General features: G+C 41.5%; 19 protein-coding genes. 11 read left to right on the top strand and 8 right to left on the bottom strand.

Annotated elements, in window-relative coordinates; translation table 11 throughout:
* Nucleotides 1-6: 6 nt before the first annotated feature.
* Nucleotides 7-1,722, top strand: coding sequence for a glycoside hydrolase family 9 protein (locus tag GS399_RS01135; RefSeq protein ID WP_202409348.1), 1,716 nt, complete (start codon nt 7-9; stop codon nt 1,720-1,722).
* A 66-nt stretch (nt 1,723-1,788) separates the two neighbouring features.
* Here the strand turns inward: GS399_RS01135 and GS399_RS01130 are convergent, their stop codons facing one another.
* Nucleotides 1,789-2,724 carry a T9SS type A sorting domain-containing protein gene (locus GS399_RS01130; RefSeq protein ID WP_160842683.1) on the bottom strand — a complete coding sequence of 312 codons (936 nt, stop codon included), beginning with the start codon at nt 2,722-2,724 and terminating at the stop codon, nt 1,789-1,791.
* Between the two features lie 120 nt (nt 2,725-2,844).
* On the opposite strand from GS399_RS01130, the gene GS399_RS01125 reads away from it, so the two are divergent.
* Nucleotides 2,845-4,644 carry a sensor histidine kinase gene (locus GS399_RS01125; RefSeq protein WP_237487833.1) on the top strand — a complete coding sequence of 600 codons (1,800 nt, stop codon included), beginning with the start codon at nt 2,845-2,847 and terminating at the stop codon, nt 4,642-4,644.
* 11 nt (nt 4,645-4,655) lie between these two features.
* Nucleotides 4,656-5,348, top strand: coding sequence for a response regulator transcription factor (locus GS399_RS01120; RefSeq protein ID WP_160842681.1), 693 nt, complete (start codon nt 4,656-4,658; stop codon nt 5,346-5,348).
* A 61-nt stretch (nt 5,349-5,409) separates the two neighbouring features.
* Here the strand turns inward: GS399_RS01120 and GS399_RS01115 are convergent, their stop codons facing one another.
* Complete coding sequence (locus GS399_RS01115; protein WP_160842679.1) at nt 5,410-5,766, bottom strand: helix-turn-helix domain-containing protein; 357 nt, start codon at nt 5,764-5,766, stop codon at nt 5,410-5,412.
* A gap of 340 nt (nt 5,767-6,106) precedes the next feature.
* On the opposite strand from GS399_RS01115, the gene GS399_RS01110 reads away from it, so the two are divergent.
* On the top strand, nt 6,107-6,556 hold the full coding sequence (locus GS399_RS01110) for an endo-arabinase (RefSeq protein ID WP_160842677.1): 450 nt from the start codon (nt 6,107-6,109) through the stop codon (nt 6,554-6,556).
* An 11-nt stretch (nt 6,557-6,567) separates the two neighbouring features.
* Here GS399_RS01110 and rlmF read toward each other — a convergent pair whose 3' ends face one another.
* The gene (rlmF, locus tag GS399_RS01105; protein WP_160842676.1) at nt 6,568-7,530 is read right to left on the bottom strand and encodes a 23S rRNA (adenine(1618)-N(6))-methyltransferase RlmF; all 963 of its coding nucleotides are present in this window, start codon (nt 7,528-7,530) and stop codon (nt 6,568-6,570) included.
* Between the two features lie 68 nt (nt 7,531-7,598).
* Entirely contained in the window at nt 7,599-9,140 is a 1,542-nt protein-coding gene (amaB, locus tag GS399_RS01100; protein ID WP_160842674.1) for an L-piperidine-6-carboxylate dehydrogenase, read from the bottom strand.
* 241 nt (nt 9,141-9,381) lie between these two features.
* Here amaB and GS399_RS01095 point away from each other — a divergent pair, with 241 nt between their 5' ends.
* The 6 genes from GS399_RS01095 to GS399_RS01070 all read left to right on the top strand — a co-directional run bounded on the left by GS399_RS01095 (nt 9,382) and on the right by GS399_RS01070 (nt 15,007).
* Nucleotides 9,382-10,785, top strand: a complete 1,404-nt coding sequence (locus GS399_RS01095) for a tetratricopeptide repeat protein (RefSeq protein WP_160842673.1) — start codon at nt 9,382-9,384, stop codon at nt 10,783-10,785.
* A gap of 146 nt (nt 10,786-10,931) precedes the next feature.
* On the top strand, nt 10,932-11,690 hold the full coding sequence (locus GS399_RS01090) for a phosphosulfolactate synthase (protein ID WP_160842672.1): 759 nt from the start codon (nt 10,932-10,934) through the stop codon (nt 11,688-11,690).
* Nucleotides 11,691-11,702: 12 nt separating this feature from the next.
* On the top strand, nt 11,703-12,482 hold the full coding sequence (locus GS399_RS01085) for a shikimate dehydrogenase family protein (RefSeq protein ID WP_160842670.1): 780 nt from the start codon (nt 11,703-11,705) through the stop codon (nt 12,480-12,482).
* On the top strand, nt 12,475-13,065 hold the full coding sequence (gldD, locus tag GS399_RS01080; protein ID WP_160842668.1) for a gliding motility lipoprotein GldD: 591 nt from the start codon (nt 12,475-12,477) through the stop codon (nt 13,063-13,065). Before GS399_RS01085 ends, gldD begins: the two co-directional genes overlap by 8 nt.
* A 42-nt stretch (nt 13,066-13,107) precedes the next feature.
* Complete coding sequence (locus GS399_RS01075) at nt 13,108-13,743, top strand: MBL fold metallo-hydrolase (protein ID WP_160842666.1); 636 nt, start codon at nt 13,108-13,110, stop codon at nt 13,741-13,743.
* Between the two features lie 37 nt (nt 13,744-13,780).
* Complete coding sequence (locus GS399_RS01070) at nt 13,781-15,007, top strand: ABC transporter permease (protein WP_160842664.1); 1,227 nt, start codon at nt 13,781-13,783, stop codon at nt 15,005-15,007.
* Nucleotides 15,008-15,186: 179 nt separating this feature from the next.
* Here GS399_RS01070 and GS399_RS01065 read toward each other — a convergent pair whose 3' ends face one another.
* The gene (locus GS399_RS01065) at nt 15,187-16,038 is read right to left on the bottom strand and encodes a sulfurtransferase (protein WP_160842662.1); all 852 of its coding nucleotides are present in this window, start codon (nt 16,036-16,038) and stop codon (nt 15,187-15,189) included.
* A gap of 135 nt (nt 16,039-16,173) precedes the next feature.
* Here GS399_RS01065 and GS399_RS01060 point away from each other — a divergent pair, with 135 nt between their 5' ends.
* The gene (locus GS399_RS01060; RefSeq protein ID WP_160842660.1) at nt 16,174-17,802 is read left to right on the top strand and encodes a L,D-transpeptidase family protein; all 1,629 of its coding nucleotides are present in this window, start codon (nt 16,174-16,176) and stop codon (nt 17,800-17,802) included.
* Here GS399_RS01060 and rfaD read toward each other — a convergent pair.
* From rfaD to mqnB, 3 genes are read right to left on the bottom strand one after another with little or no spacing between them, the layout of a single operon-like run.
* Nucleotides 17,799-18,764 (bottom strand): ADP-glyceromanno-heptose 6-epimerase, encoded by a 966-nt coding sequence (gene rfaD, locus GS399_RS01055; RefSeq protein ID WP_160842658.1) that lies wholly within the window; start codon nt 18,762-18,764, stop codon nt 17,799-17,801. The genes GS399_RS01060 and rfaD overlap by 4 nt on opposite strands.
* Nucleotides 18,765-18,773: 9 nt before the next feature.
* On the bottom strand, nt 18,774-19,610 hold the full coding sequence (locus tag GS399_RS01050; protein ID WP_160842657.1) for a menaquinone biosynthesis family protein: 837 nt from the start codon (nt 19,608-19,610) through the stop codon (nt 18,774-18,776).
* 19 nt (nt 19,611-19,629) lie between these two features.
* Nucleotides 19,630-20,271, bottom strand: coding sequence for a futalosine hydrolase (gene mqnB, locus GS399_RS01045; protein ID WP_160842655.1), 642 nt, complete (start codon nt 20,269-20,271; stop codon nt 19,630-19,632).
* Nucleotides 20,272-20,307: the final 36 nt, after the last annotated feature.

Raw genomic sequence — 20,307 nt, 5'->3', positions numbered from 1 at the left:
TTTCCTATGATTACAATGAAGAATAGTTTGTTGTTCATCGCGGTATTCACCGGATCGATCAACGTTTTCGCGCAGCAAAATATTCGGCTTAACCAGGTTGGTTTTTACCCTTCCTCCGAAAAAATCGCCGTGGATGTAGCTGATACTTCCGGCTCTTTCGAGGTCCTTGACAAGAATAGCTCACTGGTTCTAAAATCTAAAATAGCGATTTCAACGCGGCCGGCACTTTCGGGCAAGAGAACGGGAATTCTTGATTTTTCGGTACTCAAAAAGCCGGGAACTTACACGCTGAAAACGGCATCGGGCCAATCCTATCCGTTTACAATTAGCAAAGATGTTTATATGAATGCCGGAAAGGCGGCGATCAAAGCTTTCTATTATCAACGGGCATCGATCGAATTAACCAGCCAATATGCCGGAAAATGGGCAAGAAAAACGGGACATCCGGACAACAAAGTTTTAATTCATTCGTCCGCAGCCGATGCAAAGCGCCCGGAAGGAACGGTTGTTAGTGCTTCCCGCGGTTGGTACGATGCCGGAGATTACAACAAGTATATTGTGAACTCTGGTATTACGATGGGGACACTGTTATCTCTTTACGAAGATTTTCCTGCTTATTTTAAGCATCTTGACTTAAATATTCCGGAAAGCAAAAACCAGCTTCCCGATATCCTTGACGAAGTATTATGGAATTTGCGGTGGATGCTGGCAATGCAGGATCCGAATGACGGTGGTGTATATCATAAACTCACAAATGCAAAGTTTGATGCGATGGTTATGCCTGACAAGTCGCAAGCTGAACCGCGTTATATTGTGCAAAAAGGAACTGCCGCAACACTCGACTTTGCTGCTGTTTGCGCTCAGGCTGCAAGGATCTTAAAGAATTTTGACAAAGAACTTCCTGGTCTTTCAGATTCGTGTCTTAATGCTTCCGAAAGAGCGTGGCTATGGGCGCAAAGTAATCGTGATGTGGTTTACGACCAGGACAAAATGAATAAGACATTTCAGCCGCCGATTGTTACCGGCGCCTATGGGGATCATTCATTCTCTGATGAATTTAATTGGGCAGCCGCTGAATTATATGTCACTACAAAAAAACAGGAATACATTTCAGCAATTAACTTAAACGCCGATTTGTCGCTTCCCAATTGGGCGCAGGTAAACATGTTGGCAGTATATTCATTGCTTCGCGCAGGTGCTAAGGTAAAACCGGGGGTAAAAGAAAAATTCCTGCAGTTTGCATCAAACCTTATCAAAGAGGCAGATCAAACCGCTTACAAAACAGTTATGGGCCAAACAGCACGTGATTTTAACTGGGGAAGCAGTTCAAATGCTGCCAACCAGGGAATCGCTTGTATCAATGCATTTCTGATAAGCAAAGACAGGAAGTACCTGGCTTATGCCCAATCAAACGTAGATTATCTTTTAGGAAGAAATGGAACCGGGTACAGTTATGAAACCGGTGTTGGAAGCAAGCCGGTTATGCACCCGCACCACCGACCTTCGGTAGCCGACGACATAATAGAGCCAATACCTGGCTTACTGTCCGGCGGGCCAAATCCCGGTATGCAGGACGGCGTTAAAGTACCATCCTTAATCCCGGATGAAGCTTTCATTGATGATGACAGAGCTTATGCCTGCAACGAAATAGCCATAAACTGGAATGCGCCGTTGGTTTATCTGGTTAACGCTTTACAGGTTTTGCAAAAACAGATTAAATAAAAAGCCTCCGAAACGGAGGCTAAATGGAGCAATACTTAATTATTTAATGTTTTTGTGGCCTGCTCGCTAGTCTTTTATAAATCGCTTGACAAACCAGTCTTTTCCCTGCTTAACCGCCAGGTAATAAACGCCGTTTTTTGGCAGAGCTACTTGCTTAAAATAATTGCCGGAAAATGTTGATGTATGACTGAAAAGCGGCTTGTAATCACTGTTAAGAACTTTAACCGTGGTACTGCCTTTACTGGTTGAAATGAATGAAATGTTTAGCTTGTCACTTGAAAAGTCTGGTGAAAAGTTAAGATTTTCGATTTCCAGCGCTGTTTCAGTTGATGATAGTCCTGTAATCTGTTTCCATTGATCTTTACTAGCATCGCTCACGCTGATATTTACGTGCGTGATAATGCCATCTTTATCCGTGTTTCTGAAGCTATAATTCTGAGTGTTTTTTCCACTGGAAAACATATCGGAGTTTATGTCACGATTTCTGTACATCCGAACCATCGGCCTGTTCATTGTACCGCTCCTTGTAATAATTCGCGTATTAAGATTTGTATCTAAATTGACCTTGAAATCCATATTTTTCAAAACAGAATCTATCTTCATAGCAACAAAAATGCTGTCGGATTTTAAACGAAAAGCTTTATGATCGCCAGGCAAATTTTCAAAACGGAAGTTTCGCCCAGAGCCGATGTAAACGTTTGGCCCATCAACGTCAAAAATATCTTCGGGTATTTCTGGCCCGTCTGCGGAAGTTATAGTTTCTCTTTTGGTAATGGTCCGCTTGCCCCTGGCAAAAGAACCAGCTTCTGCGTCTCGTTTGTCGATCTCTTTCTTGAGCTTTGAATGTTCAGCGGCCGACACATCTTTCAAATTTTTTCCGTTGACAATTGTGTCACCATTGTTAATAATAACACTGCTTGTTTCCTTAATATTTTGGGCTTTGACAGTTAATGTGCTGGCGATCAGCAAGCAGCAAATGGTAGGTTTTAAGTGATTAAACATGAGTAGTTTAGATTTGATTTGATCAAATTTAAATCTGCCTGCAAAGCAATTTTGTTAAGGCTTTGTTAAAAAGTGTTAAATGAATCAGGCCTTTTTACAGGTTATGTATTTTTGTTAGAGATGAAAAAGAAAAGTATTAGCCTGATTGTTGGATTGATGAGTTTTGCTTTGCTGGGGGTGATGGCTATGCAATATTATTTCATACGCGAATCTTACGGCCTGAAATCGCAACTTTTTGACCAGTCGGTTAGCGAGGCCTTAAATGCTGTAAGTAAAAAAGTAGAGAAAAAGGATCAGATGGGTTTTCTCAAAAATCAGGTTGCGAAAAAGAAACGTGTGATGATGAACGGCATTCCTGATCATGTTGAACGCGGTCCACATATACATATGCGGAGTGTTGCCGAAAGATTAAAACTGCGCAACCAGAAAATAGATCGCGATTTTAGAAGACGTGATAGTTTATTGCAGGCCCGTTATAACAACATCGTACGGATCGATGATGATTTTTACGAAACATATTTTAAAAGCGCAGAGGATCGGAACAAAGTGCGGATTGCCGGTCAGCAGCACCAAATGGTTGATAATTCCGGCCATTTCTACATCCAGGGAAATGTAGAACTTTATGTAGACCAGGCCGATGAAAAAAAGCTTGTAAAATCAAAAGGAGACAGCGTTCATTACCTGGTAGCTGATTCTCAGCTAGGCCTGCAGGTAATTGGATTGCCCCGCATAAACAAAAAACTCTACGACGATATACAGGCATCCGAAGAAAAAGAACTAAAGAAAGTTACCCAGCTTATCGATTCCGTCAAAACCGTTAAGCAAAGTGCCTCTGTTTTTGAGGATCTGGCTCATGAATATCAGCGGGATACAATCCCTTTAAAAAAGCGACTGGATATCCACTTTGTCGATAACTCTTTGAAATCAGAACTTCAAAATCGCGGGATAAATCTTCCTTATGGTTATAAAGTTAGCATGGCCGACCCTGACTCGGTTTTGTTTATAAAAGCAGCCGAAAAGCAAGGCGACATAGCAACCGCTAATAGCTACAGCACTAAACTATTCCCGCGTGAGTTAAAAGAAACAGGTGTACTTACAGTTTACTTTCCAACCAGGGCAACTTTGCTTGTTCAAAATATGAAGGCGGTTTTGCTGTCATCGGCGGCCCTGCTGTTCATCCTCGCTACCTGCTTTGGTTATACTATTTCGATAATTCTGCGTCAGAAAAAAATATCTGAAATGAAAACTGATTTCATTAACAATATGACCCATGAGTTCAAAACGCCCGTAGCCACAATTATGATTGCAAGTGAGGCGCTTAAAGATCCCGAGGTGATTGAGGAGAAAAGCAGGATAAAACGGCTTGCCGGGATTATTTATGATGAAAATGTCCGGCTCGGGCAGCATATCGAACGTGTGCTTAATATCGCGAAAATCGACAGGGATGATCTTAAGCTGGAAAGCCGACCTGTTGATGTCAACGACCTGATCACAACTGTTGTCGATAGCATGGAGCTTCAACTCCAAAAGAGAAATTCGAAAATTAATCTGATGCTGGACGCAAAAGAACCGATAATAAACGGCGACGAGCTGCATTTAAGCAACGTGATCTTTAATCTGATCGATAATGCGAATAAATACAGCCAGGAAGATCCGGAAATAACTATTCAGACTGCAAACCAAGGTAATAGCCTTGTAATCCGCATTGCCGACAAAGGAATTGGCATGACGCGTGACCAGTTATCTAAAATTTTTGACCAGTTTTACAGGGTGCCAACCGGCAACCTTCATGATGTAAAAGGATTTGGACTGGGTTTGAGCTATGTTCATAACATCGTAAAACGTCTCGAAGGAACCGTTAAAGTGAAAAGCGAAAAAGACAAAGGTTCGGAATTTGAAATCGTTTTTCAATCCGCATAACAACAATTTGTATGAAAAGAATTTTATTAGTTGAAGACGACCCGAACCTTGGAATGCTTTTGCAGGACTACTTGCAGCTTAAAGGAAAGTTCGATGTAGTGCTGAGTAAAGATGGCGACGAAGGGCTTAGAGCTTTTACCAACGGATTGTTTGATCTCTGTATTTTCGATGTGATGATGCCAAAAAAGGACGGCTTCACCCTGGCAAAAGATGTAAGAAAAATAAATCCGCAAGTGCCTATTATATTTGCTACCGCGAAAGGGATGATGGAGGATAAAACGGAGGCGTTTAGTCTGGGCGGCGATGATTATATAACCAAACCATTTCGCATAGAAGAGCTGCTTTTACGGATTAATGCCTTATTAAAACGTGTGGCAAACCAGGAAAAATCAGTTGAAGAAACGCAAAGCAAATTCACTATTGGCGACTATCAGTTTGATTCTACCCAACAGATGATCACACATAATGGCCAGCAGCAAAAAGTTTCAACAAAAGAGGCAGAATTACTCCGATTGCTATGTCTTAAGAAAAATGAGGTTCTTACCAGGGAAGAGGCACTGTTAAGTATCTGGCACGATGATAATTACTTTAATGGCCGTAGTATGGATGTCTTCCTAAGCAAGTTGCGTAAGTATTTGAAAGACGATCCATCTGTTGAAATCGTGAACGTGCATGGAAGAGGCTACAAATTGCTGGTAAGTTAGTATCGCTGTTTAAGCGAAAAGCGAAAATGGAGTGTTTGCTGGCAAACACTCCAAAAAATTGCTAAGCAAAAGTAGCGACTTGCTTTCCTCTCACTAGCAGCTCATTATACTTTTCAAGTAACGTAATATATTTCGTTTTCCAGTTTTCACTGGCTTGTAAATCGCTGCAAAAGAAACCCTGGTAGGGCTTATTCATTGAACTGAAATCTTCGCTGACAAAAAATTCCGGGAAATCCTGCGAAAAATCATGGCGGATGGCGCAACCAATTCGATAAATAATGTCTGTCTTTAAATAGCGTTGATTGAACCAATTATAAATCGATCTGCGGTTAACCCCCATTGTTTTAGCAAGATCGGTAATACTGTAACCGTTCTTTCTGATACGGTATTCAACCAGTTGTCCATAGTGTTTTTCCATGTTTTAAGATTTGAGCGTTTAACGAGTCATTTAAGCGCAGAAATTATGCCCTCTTTGAGGTTGCGAAATTTAAAGCAGTAATTCGAGAAAAAATTGAGCAGGTATGAGAAACAATGTGTGCGGTTATCAAAAATATGTTGACCTTTTTTCGAGAATAATTGTATTGCAAATAGCACAGACTGTATAGATATCCGTGCATTTTATTAAGTAATCTGAGTAAATGTATTGAAATTGCTCAGTGTGCAAATTTAATTCCGAGATATAAATACATTGTAGTATGCAGTTTTTAGAGCAAAACATGAGAGACATAACCTATATTTAGTGACCAATTTGCAAATCCATGAAATTTATTCTGTTGATTTTATTGAACACGTACTTTTCTGTTAAAGCATTTAGCCAAACAGGTACCGACGAAAAAGCAGCCATTAAGAAATTGCTGGAAACCGAATCATCCACATGGCGTTCAGGAAACCTTCAAGCTCATGCCGCATGCTGGCAGATTCGACCCTATTCGCGCATTTTAGCTTCAACACCTGAGGGAAAAACGTTTGATATAAATCCGGAAATTATGATAAACCCGCCGGCTGGTATGATGGGCAAAGGCGGCAATGCAGTTAACAGTAATTATCGGTTCAGTATAAATGGAAGTAGTGCATGGGTCAGCCACGATGAAATATCCACCGCTGCTGACGGCAAGAAATCGTATTCGTATGAGATCAGAATGCTCGAGAAGGTGAACGGCAGCTGGAAACTAGTAGGACAGTCGATCCATGTTTACAAAGCCGAATAAATAACACGCTTTTAAAATCTTCTCATTTTCCACTCATACTGATCAGTTTCGTTTAAAAACGTCCAGGCAACCGCCCGGCTAACTTTTTGGCCCTGTGACATATTGATAGTTCTTACATCCAGCGCTTTAATGTTTTCCAGCGCTTTATAAATTACAGGAAGCGTCTCCTTTTTGGAAACCAGGCTCGAGAACCATAAACACTGATTTTTTATACCGGCACTTTCATCAATCATTTTACCTATGAATGCCGATTCGCCGCCAGCGTACCAAAGTTCGGAATTCGTGCCACCAAAATTTAACACTGCTTTTTGAGTTTTTCCGCTCCCGAGATTAGTCCATTTTTTAATTGTTCCGGCTTGCGCCTCTTTTTTGGAAGCATGGAAAGGGGGGTTACACATCACCAGGTCGAAAATTTCTTTGTCTTTAACTATTCCTTTAAGAATATGCGAGCGATCAGCTTGTAGACGGCACTCGATTAAATTTTTAAGATGATGATTTTTTGAAATAATATTTCTGGCAGAACGAATTGCGCCGGCATCAACATCAGATCCTACAAATGACCAGCCATAAACGCTACTACCAATCAATGGATAAATACAATTGGCGCCGGTTCCAATGTCTAAAACCTTGATTTCGGCACCCGTTGGAATAATGCCTTTATTAGTTTCGCCTAGCAAATCGGCAAGGTAATGCAGGTAATCGGCCCGACCGGGAATGGGAGGACAGAGGTAACCATTAGGGATGGTCCAATATTCAACTCCATAATAAGTTGTAAGCAAGGCAGCGTTTAGCGCTTTAACGGCGTCAGGCTCGCTAAAGTCAATTGATTCACCACCGAATTGGTTGATCGATACAAACTGTTTTAATTGCTGGCTGCTTCTACAAAGTTGTTGAAAATCATACCTGCCTCGGTGTAAATTTCGTGGATGCAGCTGCTCTTTCTCTGCGGTTTTTGCTTTGGCTTTTTGTTGCACTGTCGAGGCTTAGAATACAAAGGTAATAAGTAATGACGGCTGCATTCGACCGACAATACTCGTAATGCTTATAAATCGAATTTAATTCCCTGTGCCAGCGGTAGTTCCGTCGAATAATTTATCGTGTTCGTCTGCCTGCGCATATATGCTTTCCATGCATCAGAACCACTTTCTCTTCCGCCTCCGGTATCTTTTTCGCCGCCAAAAGCGCCGCCAATTTCTGCGCCTGAAGTGCCGATATTAACATTAGCAATTCCACAGTCTGAGCCTGAAACCGATAAAAAGCGCTCGGCTTCACGAAGATTATTTGTTATCACCGCTGAAGATAATCCCTGCGGTACATTGTTTTGAATATAGATCGCCTCGTCGAATTCCCTGTATTTGATCAGGTATAGAATCGGCGCGAAAGTTTCATGTTTGACAATTTCAAAGTCTGCGGAAACCTCCGCTACGCATGGTTTTACGTAACAACCCGACGAATATTGTTCGCCTTCAAGTTTTCCACCGTCTACAACGAATTTTCCGCCTTCTGCTATGCATTTTTCGATTGATGACAAGTACATCTCAACGGCGCTTTCATCAATCAGCGGGCCGACATGGTTAGACGCGTCGAGCGGATTTCCTATTTTCAACTGCTTGTATGCATTGATCAGCTTCTCTTTAAAAGCCTCATAAACGCTTTCGTGAATAATCAGGCGGCGGGTAGAGGTACATCGTTGTCCTGCGGTTCCAACGGCGCCGAAAATGCTTCCAATCAATGCCATATTCAAGTCAGAGTCAGGAGTAATGATGATGGCGTTGTTGCCACCCAACTCCAGGATGCTTTTTCCGAGACGCGCGCCCACAGCAGCACCTACGGCCTTACCCATACGTGTTGAACCGGTTGCGGATACCAATGGAATTCTCGTATCGTTACTCATTAATTCACCAGTATTGCGGTCGCCGATTACGAGACAGGAAATACCTGCAGGCAACCCGTTTTTCTCTAATACTTCACTAATAATATTTTGGCAAGCTACCGCAGTAACGGGGGTCTTTTCGGATGGTTTCCAGATACATACATTACCGCAAACCCAGGCAAGTGCCGCATTCCAGCTCCATACTGCAACCGGAAAGTTAAAAGCAGAGATTATTCCTACAATACCAAGCGGATGCCATTGTTCATACATACGATGCAGCGGACGCTCAGAGTGCATCGTCAGGCCGTGCAGCTGCCGCGATAATCCAACCGCAAAATCGCAGATGTCAATCATCTCCTGCACTTCGCCAAGGCCTTCCTGCAGGCTTTTGCCCATTTCGTAGGATACTAGTGCGCCGAGGTCATCTTTACTTTCACGCAATCGTTCTGCAAACTGGCGGACGATCTCCCCGCGTTTTGGTGCGGGAATGAATTTCCATTGCTCAAATGCTTTCTTTGCTATTTCTACAACGTCATTATAATGTTCCTCGTCGATAAGATCGAAAACAGCAATGGTTTGCCCGTCAACAGGAGAAATGCTTTGGGCTGATCCATGTTTTTTTGTTTCGCTATGTTTCGCTCCTGTGTAAAATGGCATAAGATATTGATCTACACCAAGTCTGCTAAGAATGGATTGAATATTTATCGACATTTTTTGTATTTTTGACAAAGTTAAGCATTTCCCGACAGGTGGTTTTTGTGAGTGAGATTCTGTGGTTTTCTACATAAAATAAATATTTATCCCATTATTTCACAGTAGTTTACATCTTTCTTTACTCTGATGTGGAAAACTATAGCCTTATCATTGTTGTTTTTTAACTAATTTGATGTGATTGATAAGTCAATTGGATTGTAATCCTAAAGGCTTCGTTCTTAACACCTTATTTAATTGAATGGAAGAAGACTTTGAATTTGAATTTACCGAGGATCCGCGTTTCTCGGTAGAGCGGTATGAAGAGATGATCCGCAACCATGATCAATATTTTTTTGACGCTCTCGCTTTCGAAAATATCATTGATTATTATATTGAAAAAAACGATCCTGTAAAGGCGCTACAGGTTGTTGAATATGCAGTTAGTCAGCATCCTTTTGCTGTGGTCTTTTTAGTTAAGCAGGCGCAGTTGTACGTTGTGATCAATAAAGTTGAAAGAGCTTTTGAATCATTAACCAAGGCTGAAATTCTTGAACCATCCGAAGCAGATATTTACACGATCAGAGGAAATATTTACGAGGGGCTGGAACGCTCTGAAGAAGCGCTCGAGAATTACGAAAAGGCCTTGTCACTTGCCGAAGTAACTGACGATATATTATTGCACATAGCATACGTTTACCAGGGAATGGGCGATTATTATGCTGCCATAAATTACCTGAAACTTTGCCTGGAGCAAAATATGGAAAACCAGGACGCCTTGTATGAGCTGGCATTTTGCTATGATGTGCTCGACAAGGCCGAGGAAAGTACTCAGTTTTACCAGCAATATATCGACAATGAGCCTTATTCGTTTGCAGCCTGGTACAACCTGGGCAATGCGTTCAATAAGCAGGCGTTGTATGAAAAAGCTATTGACGCTTACGATTATGCAATTCTGATTAAAGAGAATTTCGCCTCAGCTTATTTTAACAAGGGCAATTCGCTGGTTCATCTGGATAAATTCAATGAAGCTATTGACGTTTATAAACAGACATTTGAATATGAGCAACCTAACGGCGATACCTATTGCGCGATAGGCGAATGTTATGAAAAGCTTGAGCAAATGGAAGAAGCGCGATCATATTACAAAAAAGCCGTAAAAATGGACCCCAAATTGGGTGATGGTTGGTTTGGAATAGGTGTCACGCTTGATTCGGAGGAAAGGCACTTCGAGGCGCTTCATTTTTATAAAAAGGCATTAGGGCTGGACGACAATAATCCTGATTATTGGTTCGCTATCGCCGACGCTCATTACAAGTTAAAACAACTGGAAGATTCAGAGAAGGCTTACTCAAAAGTGCTGGAACTTAATCCCGTAGATGTAGAAGCGTGGTTAGATTATTCATCAATATTGTATGAACAGGAAAAACTGACTAACGCAATTGAAACGATTGCTGAGGGAATAAAGAATAACCCTGATTCGGCCGATCTGTATTATCGCATGGTTGCATATTTATTTGCCGATGGACAGTACAATGAAGCGTTAACTACCCTGGAAATTGCCCTAAAAACAGACCCGGAAAAATATCACATTCTTTTTGAGTATTTACCCCAGTTGCAGCAAAATAAAGTGATCATTGATATTATCAGCCGTTACACGGTTTAGATAATACGTTTGTAAAAATTTAAATCCAATGTCGTTAATTAGCGAGTATTGGATTTTTTTTTGAGATTTGCAGCACGGTTTAAACCCGTTTGAACCCGAACTCGCACACTTTAGCGTGTTCAAAGTCTTTAAATGATACTTTCTTAATGAATTATACGCTTAATAATATTCCGGAACGAACACAAAAACCCAGACAAAGCGGGTTGACCATGATGATGGATAAGGGTCTGAGCTTACGCGAAACAGAGGACTTTTTAGAAATAGCAGGCCCGCATACCGATATCGTTAAATTAGGTTGGGCGACATCTTACGTCACCCCAAATCTTAAAGAAAAATTAAAATTGTACCGTGACGCAGGGATGCCTACATATTTCGGCGGCACCTTGTTTGAAGCGTTTGTTATTCGCGATCAGTTCGAAGATTACCGGAAAGTGCTGGATGAGTTTGGAATGGAGTACGCGGAGGTTTCCGACGGGTCTATTGACATCCCGCATGAGGAAAAATGTAAATTTATTAATGAATTGAGCAAACAGGTGACGGTGATTTCGGAAGTTGGATCAAAGGACGCTGAAAAAATATTCGCCCCCTACAAATGGATCGCCTTAATGAAGGCCGAACTGGAAGCAGGTTCATGGAAGTTAATTGCCGAAGCGCGTGAAGGCGGAAATGTTGGCATTTACCGTGACTCGGGCGAGGTACGGCAAGGATTAATCGATGAGATTTTAACCCAGATCCCGGAAGAAAAAATAATTTGGGAAGCACCGTTGAAAAACCAACAGGTTTGGTTTATAAAGTTGATTGGCAGCAATGTAAATCTTGGAAACATTTCTCACTCCGAAGTTATTCCATTAGAAACGATACGGCTGGGACTTCGCGGAGATACGTTTGATTATTTCCTGAAATAATATAAATAATCTATGAAAAAGTTTGGGTTGATTGGCTACCCTTTATCTCATTCGTTCTCCAAAGGCTACTTTACCGAGAAGTTTGAGAAAGAAGGTTTAGACGACTATTCCTATGAATTGTTTCCTTTAAAGGATATAAGTGATTTACCCGAACTGCTTAAAAAAGAACATCATTTATGCGGACTTAACGTTACAATACCGCATAAGATTGGTGTAATGTTCTATTTGAATAAGATCGACGAGGCTGCCCGTGATATTGACGCAGTAAACTGTATCAAGATTGTAAACAGCCGGCCGGTCGACGATTTCTTTTCCGGGGAGATATCTTCTATGGATGTTCGGCTGGAAGGTTATAACACAGATGCTTACGGATTTGAAGAATCGCTAAAGCCGCTTCTTAACAATAACCATAAACAGGCGCTTGTTTTAGGCAATGGTGGAGCAGCCCGCGCGGTGGTTTACGTTTTGAAAAAGTTAGGAATCAGCTTCAAAGTTGTTTCAAGGCGATCAACAAGGAATCAGTTTTCCTATAGTGAAATAGATGAAAACGTCATCAGCGACTATAAGCTGATTATTAATACAACTCCTTTGGGTATGTCTCCCCAAACAGGCGAATATCCAGATATTCCCTACCAGTATTTAACCGACAAACATTTACTTTACGATCTTATTTATAACCCCGAGGAAACGCTTTTTTTGAAAAAGGGGAAAGAACGAGGCGCGTCTGTAAAAAATGGTCTAGAGATGCTTCATTTGCAAGCCGAAAAATCGTGGGAGATTTGGAATGATTAATAAAGGGTTTTCCGTTTTCCTTGGCGTTTTAGCGCTGCTTGTTATAGCTGCCTGCCACGATAACGACTATTCTCCGAAGCCGCGAGGTTACTTTCGGATAGAATTGCCCAAGAAGTCATACCAGTCATATCGTGCTAACTGCCCGTATACTTTTGATTTTCCGGTATATGCAAGAGTTGTTGCTGATAGTTCTCGTGGCGCAAAGCCTTGTTGGAATGACGTTGTATTTCCACAATTCAACGGACGGATTCACCTAAGCTACCAGCCGATAATATCTAAAGCTGAATTCAATGAGCTGGTCGAAGATGCCAGGACTTTTGCTTTTAAGCATACCGTTAAAGCCACTTCTATTGACGAGGGCAGGATAAGTATACCGAAAAATAAGGTTTACGGTATTTATTATACAATCGAAGGAAATACTGCGTCATCTCTGCAGTTTTTTTTGACTGACAGCAATAAACATTATTTGCGCGGCGCATTGTACTTCAATGAGGAGCCAAGGGTTGATTCAATCAGGCCCGTTCTTGACTTTATAAAAAAAGATGTCGATGTCATGATCCACACTTTTAAATGGATTGATTAAACCTCTTAAAGCATTTTAAACACGTATGTTTACATTTGCTTTATGTTACAAATCAAGTCCTTTGTTTGCAATGCTTTTCAGGAGAATACTTATATCGTTTATGATGATACGAAAGAATGTGTAATCATCGACCCCGGTATGAGCACTGGAAGTGAAGAAAATGAGCTACTGCGCTTTATTGCCCATCATAAATTAAAACCTGTTTTATCGCTTAACACCCATTGCCATCTCGATCATGTATTTGGCAATAAGTTCGTTTTTGATACCTACGGATTATTGCCCCAATTTCATGAAGGAGAGATGTTTATTTTATCAGCAATGCCGGCATATTCTCAATCAGTTGGAATGAAATATGACTTATCTCCCCTGCCTGAAGTTTACCTACCAGAAAGCGGGGCAGTAACGTTTGGCAACACGGCTTTCGATCTGCTTTTTGTACCTGGCCATTCACCGGCACATTTGTGTTTCTATAGCAAGGCGGATAAGGTTTTATTATCGGGTGATGCATTGTTTTACGGCAGCATAGGACGTACAGATCAGCCCGGCGGAAATCATCAGCAATTGCTAACTAACATTAAAGAGAAATTATTTACTTTACCGGAGGATGTAACCGTTTATCCCGGACACGGGCAAAGCACCACGATCGGCTTTGAAAAATACAACAATCCTTTTTTTTGACATTAAATCAGCCTGAACAGAAACCCAGAGGAAAAGTATGAACGTTTCGTATTATATCGCCAGGCGCTACCTGCTTTCAAAAAAATCTTTAAACGCTATCAATATCATATCAGGTATTTCGATGCTTGGCGTATTTGTGGGAAGTGCAGCGCTGGTAATTATACTTTCTGTTTTTAACGGATTCGAAAAGCTGGTTCTTTCTATGTATAACACCTTCACTCCGGAATTGAGGATTGAACCGGCACTCGGCAAATCGTTTGCAGATAGCGGAAAGGTATTTGAAGAACTGAAGCGAAATCCAGCAGTTGCCCTATACACCGAAGTGTTGCAGGAAAAATCGCTGGTACGCTATGGAAACGGACAATATATAGGCCTTGTAAAAGGTGTTAGCGACAACTTTATAAAAGATAAAAACGTTGACAGTAATATGGTCCATGGTAAATTTATGTTACATGATGGCGAAGAGAATTTCGCGATTATCGGTTCGGTGGCGCAATCCTATTTGGGTGTTAACGTGGACAATGATTTTAACCGCCTCCAGTTTTTTTCTCCGAAAAAGAATGCCGGCAATTCAATCAATCCGGCGGATGAATTTACCGCACAAACAATCCGGGTTTCGGGCATATTTGAGATACAAAAGGATTTTGACGAAATGATCATTGTTCCGATCAATTTTGCGAGATCCTTATTTGATGAGGAAAAAAATATTTCGGCGGTTGAGATCAGCCTTAAGCCGGGCGAAAATGAGAACTCCGTACAAAAAGAAATCTCACGACAACTAGGCAAAAAATTCCTGGTAAAAAATCGCATGCAGCAAAACGCGCTGCTTTATAAAGTTCTCAATTCCGAGAAATGGGCAATTTTTATCATTCTCACTTTTGTGTTAATCATCGCCATTTTTAATATCATTGGATCATTGACAATGCTGGTGATTGACAAGCGAAAGGATATTGCCATTTTAAGCAGCATGGGTGCCGGAAGCAACCTGATTAAAAACGTTTTTCTGATTGAAGGAATGCTTATATCGGTTTCGGGATGTATTGCCGGAATTATTACCGGATTGATTTTTTGCATACTTCAGCAGCGGTACGGCTTTATAAAAATGGCCGGTGCAAATATGGTAGTCGATTCGTATCCTATAGGCCTTAAAGCGACCGATTTTTTGCTGGTCTTTTGTACAGTTATGATCATCTCACTTATTGCATCGCTGGTTTCATCAAGGTTAAGTATCAAGCATGCGCTCAATGTAACGGAAGCTATCTGATAAATTTATTCAAGGTGATTTAAATACTCTTACAGGCACATGGGCAAAAAATGTACTGCTATTAACAGTTCACTGCAATGCTCAAATTTTTGACGTTTTGCTGCTTCCCAAAAGGTATGCGCCGGAGGGCTAACCCTTGTGCAGTGGCATCTATTCGTTTTAAGGCTTAGGAAATACTTTTACCGTTTCGTCGCTATCGGCAGATCATTCCTTGACCATTCGCTCCACGAACCAACATAGAGCTTTGGAATATCTAAACCAGCATAATCCATAGCCAAAAGGGTATGACAGGCCGTAACGCCCGAGCCGCAGTGTACGATAACACGGCCGGGAGGCAAGCCCCGTAGTGCTTCAGAATATTTTTTATTAAGTACGGATGGATCAAGGAAAAAGCCTTCGGAATCGAGGTTTGATCCGAAAGGAATATTTTCGGCTCCGGGAATATGGCCGGCAATCAAATCTATCGGTTCGCTTTCTCCGTTGTAGCGGAAAGCATCGCGCACGTCGATAACTAATGAATTTTTGTCAAGAGCGGCCGTTCCGGTTTCTTCGATATTTGCTATTGGCAACTGCCAGTTTTGAGCAGGATAATCAGCGTGTTTTAAATGGTTTTCTTCTCCAGAGTTTAAAGGAAAATTGGCTTCAAGCGCCGCTTTGAATCCTCCATCAAGTACTTGTACTTTTTCATGACCGAAAGCTTTCAACATCCACCACAGCCGCGCGGCAGCATTAGCGCCATTTTTATCGTCATAAATGATGACATGACTGTCGGTTGATATCCCCAGATTACCTAATACCCGTGCAAATTTAGCCGTATCCGGCAAGGGATGCCGTCCTCCGTTAGCAGCATTTTGCGGTACTTCAGCGAGTTGTTTCTCTAAGTCGGCGTATAACGCTCCTTTAAGATGCTTTTTTAGATAATTATCCCTTGCCCCCGGACCTGCACTTGCATCAATCAGAATAAGGCTTGGTGCTTCTATTAGGTGTAGTAATTCTTGCGCCTTAATAACAGGAGACATTTTGTGATCCATAATACTGCTATGTAGAGCTGAAATTATGAATTTCACAGAATATGAAATAAAAAAAGTGATTTCTTTTCGAACGAGATGCGTTTTAATGCCAAGATAGCTTTGATTTTGAGTATCTTAACCCTTAAAAAAAGTGGTATGTTAAAAAGGTGCCAATTTAAACTTTTGACAACTTGCCTGATCTGCCTTAGCAGCTTTACGCAATGCCAATCTCAAAATAAAAAGCAATCTGTATCGTCGGACACATTAGAGGCACAAAACCTCTCTGTAAAGGGAAGCTTTGATGCCAATACCAATTTAACATTTGATCGATCGTCAATCGGTAAGTTTTATAAATCATACCCCCGGTTAAAAGTTTACGAGCCCAATACAGTTGAATTTTATAAGCAACGGGAGCAATACGTGTGGTTCAATAAAAACGGGCTTATCGAACAAACCCACAATCTCGTAAACCGCATTTTAAATCTCAAAAATGAAGGAATTGATGAACAAGTGCCTTACGAAACGGAGATGAAGCGGATGGTTGGCCTCGACAGTACGTCCAATTCAAACGAGAAGGTTGCAATCAATGCCGCCACCGAGCTAATGCTTACTAACATGTATTTCTTCTTTGCTGATAAAGTTTGGAGCGCAAGCAGAAGCTCGGATATTAAAGGCTGGTACCTTCCACGAAAAAAATTAGCGTATTCGTCCTTCCTGGATTCGGCCCTTAACAGAAGCCCGGATTTGAAAGAACCGGTTATTTCACAATATATGCTATTGAAGAAATGGCTGGCGAAATACGATAGCATTGAAGAAAGCGGAAGCTGGAAGCCCATTGCCGTTAAAAACAACTCATTTGGATTCCTGCCGGGCGACACAAGTGCTATCATAGGCCAGGTCAAAAAATATCTCCACACATTCGGCGATTTGGAAGCTGACAATCATACAAACAAGTACGATGCAGACATGGCAGAGGCGGTAAAGAATTTTAAAGCCCGGTTCGGGTTAACCGAAAGCTCTATGATCGATAAGGCGGTGATAAACAAAATGAATATTCCGGTGGCCGATCTGATCAAAAAAATGATCGTTAACATGGAACGTTGCCGCTGGGTTCCTATTGATTACGAGACGCAACGCTATATCCTGGTAAATATCCCCGAGTTTAAACTTCACTATTTCGAAAACAAGAAGCTAACGTTTGCTTGTAATGTTGTAGTAGGTAAAGTGATGACCAAGACGGTAATTTTTGCTGGTGACATGAAAAACATTGTTTTCAGTCCTTATTGGTACGTTCCACCCAGCATTATCGCGAAAGAAATAAAACCAGGTATGGCCCGGAATCCTAATTACCTGGCAGCTCATCGCATGGAATGGAATGGAGGCAACGTCCGGCAGAAACCGGGTGCAAACAATTCGCTGGGACTGGTAAAGTTTTTGTTTCCAAATTCCAACAATATTTATCTCCACGATTCACCAGCCAAAGAATTGTTTAATGAGCCGGCCAGGGCATTTAGCCATGGATGTATAAGAGTGGCTAAGCCCAAACAGCTTGCTGTTGAGCTTTTAAAAGACGACCCAAACTGGACTGAAGCGAAGATCGATGCAGCTATGCACGCCGGATCGGAAAGATATTACGCGTTTAAATATCCTGTGAAAGTTTATATCGGTTATTTCACCGCGTGGGTTGACCACACAGGAAAGCTTAATTTCCGGAATGACGTTTATAGCCGGGATAATGAACTTGAAAAAATGCTTTTAGCAAGCAATACCCCGGCTAAAAATTAGAAGTATTTGCCTGGGATAAGATAGTTTTTAACGTAATCATTAATACCCTCTTCAAGTGAATGAAAAGGCTTGTGATAACCTATCGAAGCCAGCTTGTCCATTTTTGCTTCTGTGAAATACTGGTATTTGTCGCGAATATCTTCAGGCGTTGGAACGAAACTGATTTCAGGTTCTTTTCCTGCCGATTTAAACGTATTGGTTGCGAGGTCAAGGAACGTGCGTGCATGACCCGATCCCAAATTGTAGATTCCTGAATCTTTGCGGTGATGCATAAAGAAATATAGCACTTCGACGACGTCTTTTACATAAACGAAATCGCGTCTTTGTTCGCCGTCTTTTACGTCGTCACGATGAGATTGGAACAACTTCATACTGCCGGTTTTCTGAACCTGGTTATACGTATGAAAAATTACCGAAGCCATGCGTCCCTTATGGTATTCATTGGGTCCGTAAACGTTGAAAAATTTAATTCCCGCCCAGAAATATGGTTTTTTTTCCTGCGCGAGTGCCCAGATGTCGAAATCGTTCTTTGAATCACCGTAAGGATTGAGCGGCTTTAACTGTGATATTTTACTTTCATCGTCTTCATAGCCAAATTCTCCCAGGCCGTAAGTTGCAGCAGATGAGGCGTATAGTAACGGAAGCCCGAATTCAACACAGATGTTCCATACTTCTTTGGTATAATCCAGGTTAAGGCGATTCAATAGTTCGTAATCAAACTCAGTGGTATCTGTACGTGCTCCAAGATGAAAAATGAATTGTACGTGCAGCTGATTATCCCGAAGCCATTGCGGAAAATCTTCTCTGTTTACCTGTTGTGAATAGCGTTTGCCTTCGAAGTTTTTGTTTTGTTCTACACTGGAAAAGTCATCTACCAACACCAGGTCGTTATAACCTTCATCATTTAATTTTTGAACGAGGCAGCTTCCTATAAAGCCCGCGGCACCTGTAACTATGATCATATTATCGTACTAAGATTGGGTTAAAAACAGCTCTTTATTCACAGCCGGAATGATTCCGCTTTGTACGGCTGTGTCAAAAAGCAATTTGATGGCATGTTTTCCATCATCGCCCAAATCTACGGAGTATTTGTTAACATACAATTCAATGTGTTTATACATCACCTCAACGCTCATTTCCTGGGCATGTGAGCGAATAAAATTCAAGCCTGATTTTGGATTTTGAAAGGCGAAATCAACGCTTCTTCGTAACACCCGGTTAACCTTTTGAATCACGTCTTCCGGCAGGCTTCTTTTCATGACAATCCCGCCAAGTGGTATTGGACATCCGGTTTTTTTCTCCCAGAAGTCGCCAAGGTCGATGATTTTTTTCAGGCCTTTATCCTGGTAAGTAAACCGGTTTTCATGTATGATAAGGCCCAAATCTATTTTTTCATTGAGCAACGCATTTTCAATATCTGAAAAAAGCATTTCCTGTTTATTTTGTAAACCTGGAAACGCAACGCCAAGCAGGAAATTAGCGGTGGTATATTTCCCGGGAATTCCAACCTTCAGGTTTTTATCCGATTCAGGATCAATTCCTTTTTTTGAAATGAGCAGTGGCCCAACGCCAAAACCGAGCGCGCTTCCTGCATCAAGCAAAATGTAATTGTCGACAGCGTAAGCATAAGCGTGGTAGCTTAGTTTAGTAATGTCGAGTATGCTCTGAAATGCGTTTTGATTAAGCGTTTCGACATCTTCATAAACTACTTTAAAGGTAAGGCCTTCGGTGTCTATTTTATGGTGAATCAGCGCATCGAAAATAAACGTGTCGTTCGGGCAAGGTGAAAATCCAAGTGTAAGTTCCATGTTTTACTTACCTCCCAGATTAGTGGAGGATTTGGGTTAAAAATTTCGTCGCAAATATATTGAGGTTTTTAACGGCTAAACCTATTTTCCAATTGTCGCGATTGCGTTTTTCTACATAATTTGATATTGCCCTGACCTGTAAGCAATCTATGCCGGCTTTATCGCAGGCATAAAAGAAAGCGGCCCCTTCCATGCTTTCAATTTGCGGATGTAAACGGGTGAGGGTCTGTTCAATGCTTTGGTCGTTTCCGTGTACCTTATTTACTGTTATCGATTTCACTGGCACGGGAGCAAAATCTTGAATGTTCGCAGGTAATTTTTCGCGATAGACGCTTTGGCCAAATCCTAACTTATCGATGGAAATAAACGTGGCGTCATTTTCAGCGCCCAATTCGGCAAAACAATCTTCGGCAACCCGAACCACCTTGCCCAGCTCAACCGACTGGTCAAAACTTCCGGCAATGCCAAGGTTGATCGCTAAGTCGTAAGACGCTCCGGCGAATTCGGTGCCCAGGGCAAATGCAGTAGCTGTCATTCCGACGCCAGTAATTAATACGCCGATTTTGTTACCGCGACAATTATTCGTTCCGGCTTGTAGCTTAAATTCGCTCAGCAGGGGCGTTATTTCTTCGATAGTTGCTGCTACGATAAGAATAGTCATAGGCATATTTATTTAACAAATGTGTGAAAGAATATT

The sequence above is a fragment of the Hufsiella arboris genome, assembly GCF_009834875.1.
In the GTDB taxonomy this organism is placed as follows: Bacteria; Bacteroidota; Bacteroidia; order Sphingobacteriales; family Sphingobacteriaceae; genus Hufsiella_A; species Hufsiella_A arboris.
Note: the sequence above shows the minus strand (reverse complement) of the source record. Positions and strands in the feature narration are given on the sequence as shown.

Excerpts from the sequence above, each read along its gene's own strand:
- GS399_RS01060 (WP_160842660.1), top strand. The coding sequence starts at position 16,174 with ATGTTAAAAAGGTGCCAATTTAAACTTTTGACAACTTGCCTGATCTGC.
- GS399_RS01135 (WP_202409348.1), top strand. The coding sequence starts at position 7 with ATGATTACAATGAAGAATAGTTTGTTGTTCATCGCGGTATTCACCGGA.
- GS399_RS01065 (WP_160842662.1), bottom strand. The coding sequence starts at position 16,038 with ATGGATCACAAAATGTCTCCTGTTATTAAGGCGCAAGAATTACTACAC.
- mqnB (WP_160842655.1), bottom strand. The coding sequence starts at position 20,271 with ATGACTATTCTTATCGTAGCAGCAACTATCGAAGAAATAACGCCCCTG.
- GS399_RS01120 (WP_160842681.1), top strand. The coding sequence starts at position 4,656 with ATGAAAAGAATTTTATTAGTTGAAGACGACCCGAACCTTGGAATGCTT.
- gldD (WP_160842668.1), top strand. The coding sequence starts at position 12,475 with ATGATTAATAAAGGGTTTTCCGTTTTCCTTGGCGTTTTAGCGCTGCTT.
- GS399_RS01070 (WP_160842664.1), top strand. The coding sequence starts at position 13,781 with ATGAACGTTTCGTATTATATCGCCAGGCGCTACCTGCTTTCAAAAAAA.
- GS399_RS01050 (WP_160842657.1), bottom strand. The coding sequence starts at position 19,610 with ATGGAACTTACACTTGGATTTTCACCTTGCCCGAACGACACGTTTATT.
- GS399_RS01130 (WP_160842683.1), bottom strand. The coding sequence starts at position 2,724 with ATGTTTAATCACTTAAAACCTACCATTTGCTGCTTGCTGATCGCCAGC.
- GS399_RS01090 (WP_160842672.1), top strand. The coding sequence starts at position 10,932 with ATGAATTATACGCTTAATAATATTCCGGAACGAACACAAAAACCCAGA.
- rfaD (WP_160842658.1), bottom strand. The coding sequence starts at position 18,764 with ATGATCATAGTTACAGGTGCCGCGGGCTTTATAGGAAGCTGCCTCGTT.
- amaB (WP_160842674.1), bottom strand. The coding sequence starts at position 9,140 with ATGTCGATAAATATTCAATCCATTCTTAGCAGACTTGGTGTAGATCAA.
- GS399_RS01115 (WP_160842679.1), bottom strand. The coding sequence starts at position 5,766 with ATGGAAAAACACTATGGACAACTGGTTGAATACCGTATCAGAAAGAAC.
- GS399_RS01085 (WP_160842670.1), top strand. The coding sequence starts at position 11,703 with ATGAAAAAGTTTGGGTTGATTGGCTACCCTTTATCTCATTCGTTCTCC.
- GS399_RS01075 (WP_160842666.1), top strand. The coding sequence starts at position 13,108 with ATGTTACAAATCAAGTCCTTTGTTTGCAATGCTTTTCAGGAGAATACT.
- GS399_RS01125 (WP_237487833.1), top strand. The coding sequence starts at position 2,845 with ATGAAAAAGAAAAGTATTAGCCTGATTGTTGGATTGATGAGTTTTGCT.
- GS399_RS01110 (WP_160842677.1), top strand. The coding sequence starts at position 6,107 with ATGAAATTTATTCTGTTGATTTTATTGAACACGTACTTTTCTGTTAAA.
- GS399_RS01095 (WP_160842673.1), top strand. The coding sequence starts at position 9,382 with ATGGAAGAAGACTTTGAATTTGAATTTACCGAGGATCCGCGTTTCTCG.